General features: G+C 54.0%; 10 protein-coding genes and 1 pseudogene. All 11 read right to left on the bottom strand.

Annotated features, from left to right (window positions below; all coding sequences use genetic code 11):
* Window positions 1–740: RHS repeat domain-containing protein (locus ACEN88_RS20460; RefSeq protein WP_413342493.1), on the bottom strand; the 740-nt coding region annotated here is incomplete at its 3' end.
* A gap of 665 nt (window positions 741–1,405) precedes the next feature.
* A pseudogene (locus ACEN88_RS20455) lies at window positions 1,406–1,881 on the bottom strand (IS5 family transposase); the annotation flags it as partial.
* Between the two features lie 117 nt (window positions 1,882–1,998).
* The gene (locus tag ACEN88_RS20450; RefSeq protein ID WP_413342491.1) at window positions 1,999–2,337 is read right to left on the bottom strand and encodes a hypothetical protein; all 339 of its coding nucleotides are present in this window, start codon (window positions 2,335–2,337) and stop codon (window positions 1,999–2,001) included.
* 14 nt (window positions 2,338–2,351) lie between these two features.
* Window positions 2,352–2,672, bottom strand: a complete 321-nt coding sequence (locus ACEN88_RS20445) for an SMI1/KNR4 family protein (protein WP_413342489.1) — start codon at window positions 2,670–2,672, stop codon at window positions 2,352–2,354.
* A gap of 191 nt (window positions 2,673–2,863) precedes the next feature.
* Entirely contained in the window at window positions 2,864–3,337 is a 474-nt protein-coding gene (locus ACEN88_RS20440; RefSeq protein ID WP_413342487.1) for a hypothetical protein, read from the bottom strand.
* Window positions 3,337–4,869 carry an RHS repeat domain-containing protein gene (locus ACEN88_RS20435; protein ID WP_413342486.1) on the bottom strand — a complete coding sequence of 511 codons (1,533 nt, stop codon included), beginning with the start codon at window positions 4,867–4,869 and terminating at the stop codon, window positions 3,337–3,339. The genes ACEN88_RS20440 and ACEN88_RS20435 overlap by 1 nt, the downstream gene beginning before the upstream one ends.
* 361 nt (window positions 4,870–5,230) lie before the next feature.
* Window positions 5,231–5,503, bottom strand: coding sequence for an SMI1/KNR4 family protein (locus ACEN88_RS20430; RefSeq protein ID WP_413342484.1), 273 nt, complete (start codon window positions 5,501–5,503; stop codon window positions 5,231–5,233).
* A gap of 3 nt (window positions 5,504–5,506) precedes the next feature.
* Complete coding sequence (locus tag ACEN88_RS20425) at window positions 5,507–5,617, bottom strand: hypothetical protein (protein ID WP_413342494.1); 111 nt, start codon at window positions 5,615–5,617, stop codon at window positions 5,507–5,509.
* Window positions 5,618–5,628: 11 nt separating this feature from the next.
* Window positions 5,629–6,048: an HNH/ENDO VII family nuclease gene (locus ACEN88_RS20420; RefSeq protein ID WP_413342483.1), complete on the bottom strand. Its 420-nt coding sequence runs from the start codon at window positions 6,046–6,048 to the stop codon at window positions 5,629–5,631.
* A gap of 124 nt (window positions 6,049–6,172) precedes the next feature.
* Window positions 6,173–6,628, bottom strand: a complete 456-nt coding sequence (locus ACEN88_RS20415; protein WP_413342481.1) for a hypothetical protein — start codon at window positions 6,626–6,628, stop codon at window positions 6,173–6,175.
* An 8-nt stretch (window positions 6,629–6,636) separates the two neighbouring features.
* The coding region (locus tag ACEN88_RS20410) for an RHS repeat-associated core domain-containing protein (protein WP_413342479.1) at window positions 6,637–7,339 on the bottom strand (703 nt) is incomplete at its 5' end.

The following is a 7,339-nucleotide window of genomic DNA, read 5'->3' as shown; positions in this document are numbered from 1 at the left end:
CACACGACCCGCCCACCCGCATCGGTCATCTCCCGCGGCGTCCCGAGATGATCCGTATGCAAATGCCGCACCTCAACCCACGCCGCGCCGTCCGCGCCAGCAACAGCGTCCACGCGCGCCAGCGGCACGAACGCATCCTCGCCATACACGTACGTCCGCGCATGACTCCCCCGGTTCTCGCACAGCAACCGGTTCCCATCCCACACGAACCGCGTGACGCCAAACGCATCCCGCTTCGCAATCCGGCGTCCGAACGGATCGTAGGCATAGCTGACCGTCTGCGCAGTATCGATCTCCCCGCGCGCCACCACGCTGCGCACCAGCTGATGCGCCGGATTCCACTCGAACCGCATCCGCGTATGCTTGCCGACCAGCTTCTCGACCACGTTGCCGTGCGCATCGTAGTCATAACGCTTGTCCTCGTACACCCGGATGCGGTTGCCCTCGACGCGCCCGACGGCCGCCACTGTCGTGTCGAGCATGTTGTGCGCCGGATCGAACCCAAAGCGCTCGCTCGACTGCGGCTGCACGGCCGACAAAATGCGTCCGATCGGATCGTAGCTGTAGCGTGTCACACCGTTGCGCTGGTCGTCGATCGATACGAGGTTGCCAACTTCGTCGTACTCGTACTGCCGCGCGATGACGGTCGACGCGCCCTCGCCCGCCGTCTGCGACAACAGCCGCCCCACGGGGTCGTACCGGAACTGGCTGACGAGCGTCCCCTGCGAGCGGGCGATCATCCGGTGCGCCCGGTCCCCGTTCGATGTCGGTAATGACCTCGCCGTCCAGGTTCACCTGGTGCAAATGGCCCGAGCCGTAGTACAGGTTGTTCAGGACACGCCCATCCGGCAACGTCGTCTGCACCCGGTTGCCCAGCTCGTCGTACTGATGACGAAGGACACACGAAACGCCCGAGGCATCCGTCTGCTCCGCAATCAATTGCCCGACCGCGTCATACGTCATGCCAACCGTCGCATCCGCATTGATCGCCTGCGTCATGCGCCTCAGCGCGTCGTAGGCGAAGCGCAGCCGCATCTGCTGCGCCTGTGCCGCACCCGTCACGCGCGAAATCACCTTTTCCGTCAGCTGGCCCAGCGCATCGCGCACATACGTCGTCGCGATGGGCGTCAATTCCGTGCGCGGCGCGCAGCCCAGCTCGTCCTTGCCGACGATGAGCCCGCTGTCGTCGTAGCGATAACGCGTCACGCGCGCATCGAAACTGGTCTCTTCCGCCAGCCGGTCCAGCGTGTCGTAAACAAACCGGTGCACGTCGCCGTTCTCGTTGATCAGTTCCGCGATCCGGCGCGCCGTGTCGTAGCGGTATTCCAGCACGCCGCCGCGCGTCGATGAATTTCAGCGGCTTGCCATCGCGATCGAATTCGTAGGCGGTGCGGTGGCCCGGATTTTCCAGTGTGGTGGCATCGATATCAAGATGGACCTTGCGCCACTGGCGGCGGTAGTCGGCGCCGCGCTTCTTCGTCTTCCACCCGCCTTCACCCAGCATCTTGATGCAGGTGCAGTCGACCAGCAGATGCAAGCCCGTCGTCGTCGGGTGCGCTCCGATCATCGCCGCCAGATGTTTTTGGCGCCGGCTGACGGTGCTGAAGTCGGGAGTCTGCCAGTCCAGGCCGGCTAGCCTGAGCAGACGTTGCGTCATGCCCATCGCCTGTCGCAGTGGCAGATTGAACAGGCTTTTGATCGTCAGGCAGAACTGAATCGCCGCCTCGCTGTACCTGGGTCTGCGGCCCCGTTTGCCGTTGGCGCCGCCGTGCCAGCGCATGTCCTTGCCAGCCGAAACAGCAGCGATCGGCTCGCTCTCAACGCTTCGTCGTATTCCTTCCAGTTGGTCGTTCGGTATTTCGGTCTGGTTGGCGCGCACATGCCGCTGGTTTACCCATGGTCCGGCTCGGCCTCTGCAGGGACAGATTTGTGCAACAAAGCCAGTACGGACACAGCCGAGTTTCTTATCGCGCCCTCCGTGCCTTTTTTACCGGTCAATCATTTCCGCGGATCAAAGAAGTCATCTTTCTCACGATAAAAATTTATGGCGAAGATGATTTCCGAAACAGACGCTCCAGGATTTCTCTTCCGCTCGAAATTAACTACATCTCGAAAAGTTTCCATATCAAATAGTTGCCGCACATTCCTAACTTCCGCAATCTTTGGCAGATGCGTCCCTGGAACGACGTCTTCGAGTTCTTCATCCCCTTCCAAAACGAGGATCTCTGTGTGCTGAGGATCGCCCTTCCACGCACTTTCATTAATAAAAAGAGCCGAATCCCAGTAAAGCCCGTGTAACTCACCAAGCAAATCCTGAATCGATTGATATATTTTCATAAACACTCCTAAAATTAACGGCAACGGGTTCCGCCACCCCATGTGTTCCGACCGCCAACACCATTTGCATGATAGTCAAGATGGCGCGACGCGTGATCCGCTCTGTCAACCAATTGCAGCGTCGTCAAATTTATATTTTCGTTTTGTGAGAATGGGTTAAATATCCATAAGAAATTATCTATCTTCCCAGTGCCAAATAAGTTTATAAACTCTTTGTAATCTTTGGGAAGAGAAGTTGCAAGCGTGGCTTCAATCTTCGACCAATCATGCTGTTGGGGAGCTTCGTTTGGATTGTTTGGCGGAGTAATCAATCTTGCGATGTCGCTGATGCTCATTTTTAGGTTGCCCGAGCCGTATTACAAGTTTTTCCGAACATGGCCATCCGGCAGCGTCGTATTCACAATATGGTACCGGGTCATTATCACGCTCGACCTGGACAATGTTTTTCGTGGCGTCCCCTTGGCTCGATGTCCTGTTTTACCTATCCCTTGAAAAGCCTTATCTCTTTGGTTTTACTTCATCAGTCCTACCGCAATTCCATGACAGGACCGACTCGATCTTTCGAGAATAGTTGCGTCTGCTTGTCCGAAGCGGGCTCTAAGCCGCCGAAGAAATTGGCGATGCGATATTTGACGCTGAACCCTTTAGCCCAACGATAAAGCTCTTCAGATGTCGATATACCTGCTTTCTTGCAATCGAAACTTGAAAAAAGCAATGAGACATCGCTGATGTCATCATAATGAATTATACGCAACGTTACACACTCAACTAAGTTCTCACCGACACTCAGGTGTTTGAGATTAGCGGTGCACGCAACGTCTTCATCGCCAGCTGCGATTTTCGACAAGTAGGCCGAGTCGAGAACAGAATCCAGTCGCAAGGGTACGCCGTCCCGTACCACTTCGCTGACGTTGTTCTTTTCACGCACGCATTCGATAACCATTGCCGCGAGATGACTGGGCGAAACCTCTTCGAAAACAAACTCCAATAGCCCGTTCATTAGTCAATGAATTCTTTAAAGGTCTTATCTTGATTCAACCGTACTCCACGACCATCAGGCAAACGCTTTTCCAGAAAGACCAGATTCCCATCCGCTATCGGTGAAAAGTCACCGGGAGCCCGAATGATATCCTTCAGGTGGAACTTGCCTTGCTCGTTCCAAGTGGTCATTTTTCCTTTAATCTTCCCCCATACCTCGGCCCCAGAAACAGACGGATTGCTAAACGTAACAGGTCTTCCGCTATGTTTAGCAAGCGCATGCCCGACGATAGTAGATCCTTTATAGGGCACTTGTGCAGATGACAGAACTGTCTTGGTCTCAGATAGGGTAAGACCCCATGAGGCTGGCGTCGCGATCTTATTCGCCCCTTCCGTATTGCCATTTTTACATGGACTCAGTCCTGCCGGATCCACCCAGCCAACTGGGTTAGACGCATAACCATAACCATTTGTACCGCCAGCTAGGCCAATCGGATCAATCGAAACAAACCGCCCAATATCCGGATCATAGTAACGGAACCGGTTGTAATGCAATCCGCTTTCGTTATCGTGATACTGCCCTTGAAACCGAACAGGCTGCACCTCCCCGATCTCATCGGGCAATACGACGACCGGCACCTCCTCCCGCACAACCTCGAGCACATTCCCCCAAGCTCGATACCGCGCAGCCCACACAACGCGCCCATCCGCATCGGTCAACTCCCGCGGCGTCCCCAAATGGTCCGTATGCAAATGCCGCATCTCGGCCGGCTCGGCGCCATCCGCACCTGCCACTGAATCCAGCCCCGCCAACGGCACAAACGCATCCTCGCCATACACATACGTCCGCGCATGACTCCCGCGCTCCTCGCACAGCAACCGGTTGCCATCCCAGACAAAGCGGGTCACACCAAACGCATCACGCTTGGAAATCCGGCGTCCGAACGGATCGTAGGCATAGCTGACAGTCTGCGCGCTATCGGTCGGCCCGCGCGCCACCACGCTACGCACCAGCTGATGCCCAGGATTCCACTCGAATCGCATCCGCGTATGCTTGCCGACCAGCTTCTCGACGACATTGCCATGCCCATCGTAGTCGTAACGCTTGTCCTCGTACACGCGAATACGGTTACCTTCGACGCGGCCGACCGGCGCCACGGTGGCATCGAGCAGGTTATGCGCCGGATCGAACGCAAACCGCTCGCTCGACTGCGGCTGCACGGCCGACAAAATGCGCCCGATCGGATCGTAGCTGTAGCGCGTCACACCGTTGCGCTGATCGTCGATCGACACGAGATTGCCCACCTCGTCGTACTCGTACTTGCGCGTGATGATGGTCGATGCCCCCTCGCCCGCCGTCTGCGACAACAGGCGCCCCACCGGGTCGTACCGGAACTGGCTGACGAGCGCCCCCTGCGTGCGGGCCACCATGCGGTGCGCCCGGTCGCGCTCAATATCGGTGATGACCTCGCCGTCCAGGTTCACCTGGTGCAGGTGACCCGAGCCGTAGTACAGGTTGTTCAGGATGCGGCCATCCGGCAGCGTCGTCTGCACGTGAACACGCAGCGCAAGCGAATTATCTGCCCGATACAACCGCAGCCGCACCACGGCTGACGCTACCGCGTCGACGAGCGCGTCAACTAATCTATTTGTTTGAGAAGAATTCTCGCGAAAAATTGACGGCTAAATATCTTGCGAAACCCACACCGCTGAATTAAGGCATCATGAGACATGAGCCTCAATTCGTTTCCCAAGAAATTCATAAAAATTCTCAGCGTACGGCATATCCTCGCCCGACGGGAGCCTTAGATATATCGGACATTCGCCGTTTTTGAAATTTCTATAGTCGAAGAAAAAAACTTCACCAAGATCAGTCTCACTAACAACAAGTTTTGAATCGTCCAGCAGCCCAGCTTTACGATTCATTAGATGTTGAAAAACTATGCCCCCCATTCGCCGACTCAAAAGGAACTCCATAAATACTGTAAATCTCTTCCCCTCCAATTTCGCCGCCTGCATATTGCTTGAGAAACCACCTATATGATTCTGACAACTTTCGATTTAGCGCGTTTTCTGCATTTACCAGCCATTCATCGTCTACCGCATCGGACGATGATCCAAAATCAATGATCGACTGATGGGCCGCGATCAATTTTTTAATCTCCGTCGCCGTTAAAGGTGGATTCATAATTTATTGCGCCCCATCGTTAGTCGCACGGTTCGCCCAATAGCGAGCCTTCCATGCATCAAATGCGGACCGATCAATCCCCGAAGGGATAACGTTGGGATTAATGTGAATTATTTCACTATTTTCTAATGGAATGTCTGCGTCAACTCAGCTATCGCGCTGTCATTTGATTGGAGCATGTGGTGAAGGTGTATGGGCTTCCCATCCGTGCCAATCGGCTCGCGACCTGTCGCCATCCTCTCAATATTCGTTCCGGAAATAACTTTCCCGCTTGCGCACCACGACGTGACTAAATTTTGATCAAAAGTATCATTTCTGGGATAGGCCGTAATTCCTTCAAATTCAGTCTGATTTGGCCAATAAACCCTGCCAGGATTCCCGCCATTTTCAGAAAATCTGCATGGCGTTAAGCCTAGCGGATCGACCCAGCTTATTGGATTGGAAGTATAGGCGAAGGTATTAACTCCGCCCAATAGACCGATCAGATCAATGGAAACAACCCACCCAATATCTGGATCATAGTAGCGGAACAGGTTGTAATGCAAGCCAGTTCGTTGTCGCAATATTGGGTTCAATATGGCGAATGACCCGGTTTCGACCATTTGTCCTGGTTCGGCCAAATTAACACCGCAGCTTGACCCGCCAAGTGCTCACATTAACGTAAAGGTTTTAATTTGCCGCATTGATGTGATTTCGCCATTCTTCAATCAATCCTTTAGCCAGAATGGCATCAATGACCCCGTTATCGATAGTGCCCACATATTGCCCGTCCAATTCAAACTCGAATTCAAGTCCATGCTCTTGCGATAAGCGCTGGACGGAATCGACAATATATTCAACCTCTTCAAGAAGAAGCGCATCGATTTCGCGGGGCAGATGATTAGAGGGCGACGCCGAATAAATCTCATGCACCCCCCCCACTGTTTCAACTAGAGCGTCACCTGGACGCGTCCCCGTGCTTTCCACAGTATCGACAAACTCAGGGGCACGGATAACCCAAGTTCTCAATGACGACATTTTTTCAATTGCATCCCTTACCAATTTCCGAGCTTCATCGTCCACGTCTTGGGCCAGAAAAAAAAGTAATTTCTGCTTTGGGTGCGATTCAACGAACTGGATTTGCATAATATTTATCAAGGCTCAGTCAATTTAGGTGGATAAAAAGGCAGGGCTGATCCGGGGCCGCCGACGTTATAACGGAACCCTCCAGGAAGATGAGCGTTCAAATGACGAGTTGCTGGCAACGGAATTGTCACCGGAGTACTAGCGATATGATGCATCGAAATTTTTTCGCCCATTAAACCGACATCTTCCGGAAAAAACATAACCCATGCCTCATCTACTTTAGGAGTCCTACCCTTAGCGATTGCTGATAAATTATCTCCGCTAAGTATTTCGCCATATCCAATGCTATCCCAGTGATCACGAAGAGCACGCCAATCAGCAGCATTTGTTCGAGTTACTCCCGAGCGTGTTGTATTCGGTTGCCTAGGCAAAGTGTCGGTCCGCGTGGCACCTTTTTCACTTGGCGTTCCCTGACCGGCCCGACACGGGCTCAGACCAAACGGATCAATCCAGGTTACCGGGTTCCAAACATACGTAAATGTGTTCGCCCCACCCAACAGACCGATCGGATCAACTGAAACAAACCGCCCAATATCCGGATCATAGTAACGGAACCGGTTGTAATGCAATCCGCTCTCGTTATCGTAATACTGCCCCTGGAACCGAACAGGCTGCACTTCCCCGATCTCATCAGGCGAAACCACCTCCGGCGAATCCCGCTGCGCAACCTCGAGCACATTACCCCACGCACGATACCGCGCAGCCCACACG

The organism is Massilia sp. CT11-108, assembly GCF_047302915.1.
Lineage (GTDB): Bacteria > Pseudomonadota > Gammaproteobacteria > Burkholderiales > Burkholderiaceae_D > Telluria > Telluria orientalis.
This window is presented reverse-complemented; position numbering and strand designations above follow the sequence as displayed.

What these genes read in the sequence shown, in the direction of transcription:
- ACEN88_RS20440 (WP_413342487.1), bottom strand. Translation starts at nt 3,337, where the DNA reads ATGAACGGGCTATTGGAGTTTGTTTTCGAAGAGGTTTCGCCCAGTCAT.
- ACEN88_RS20415 (WP_413342481.1), bottom strand. Translation starts at nt 6,628, where the DNA reads ATGCAAATCCAGTTCGTTGAATCGCACCCAAAGCAGAAATTACTTTTT.
- ACEN88_RS20450 (WP_413342491.1), bottom strand. Translation starts at nt 2,337, where the DNA reads ATGAAAATATATCAATCGATTCAGGATTTGCTTGGTGAGTTACACGGG.
- ACEN88_RS20430 (WP_413342484.1), bottom strand. Translation starts at nt 5,503, where the DNA reads ATGAATCCACCTTTAACGGCGACGGAGATTAAAAAATTGATCGCGGCC.
- ACEN88_RS20445 (WP_413342489.1), bottom strand. Translation starts at nt 2,672, where the DNA reads ATGAGCATCAGCGACATCGCAAGATTGATTACTCCGCCAAACAATCCA.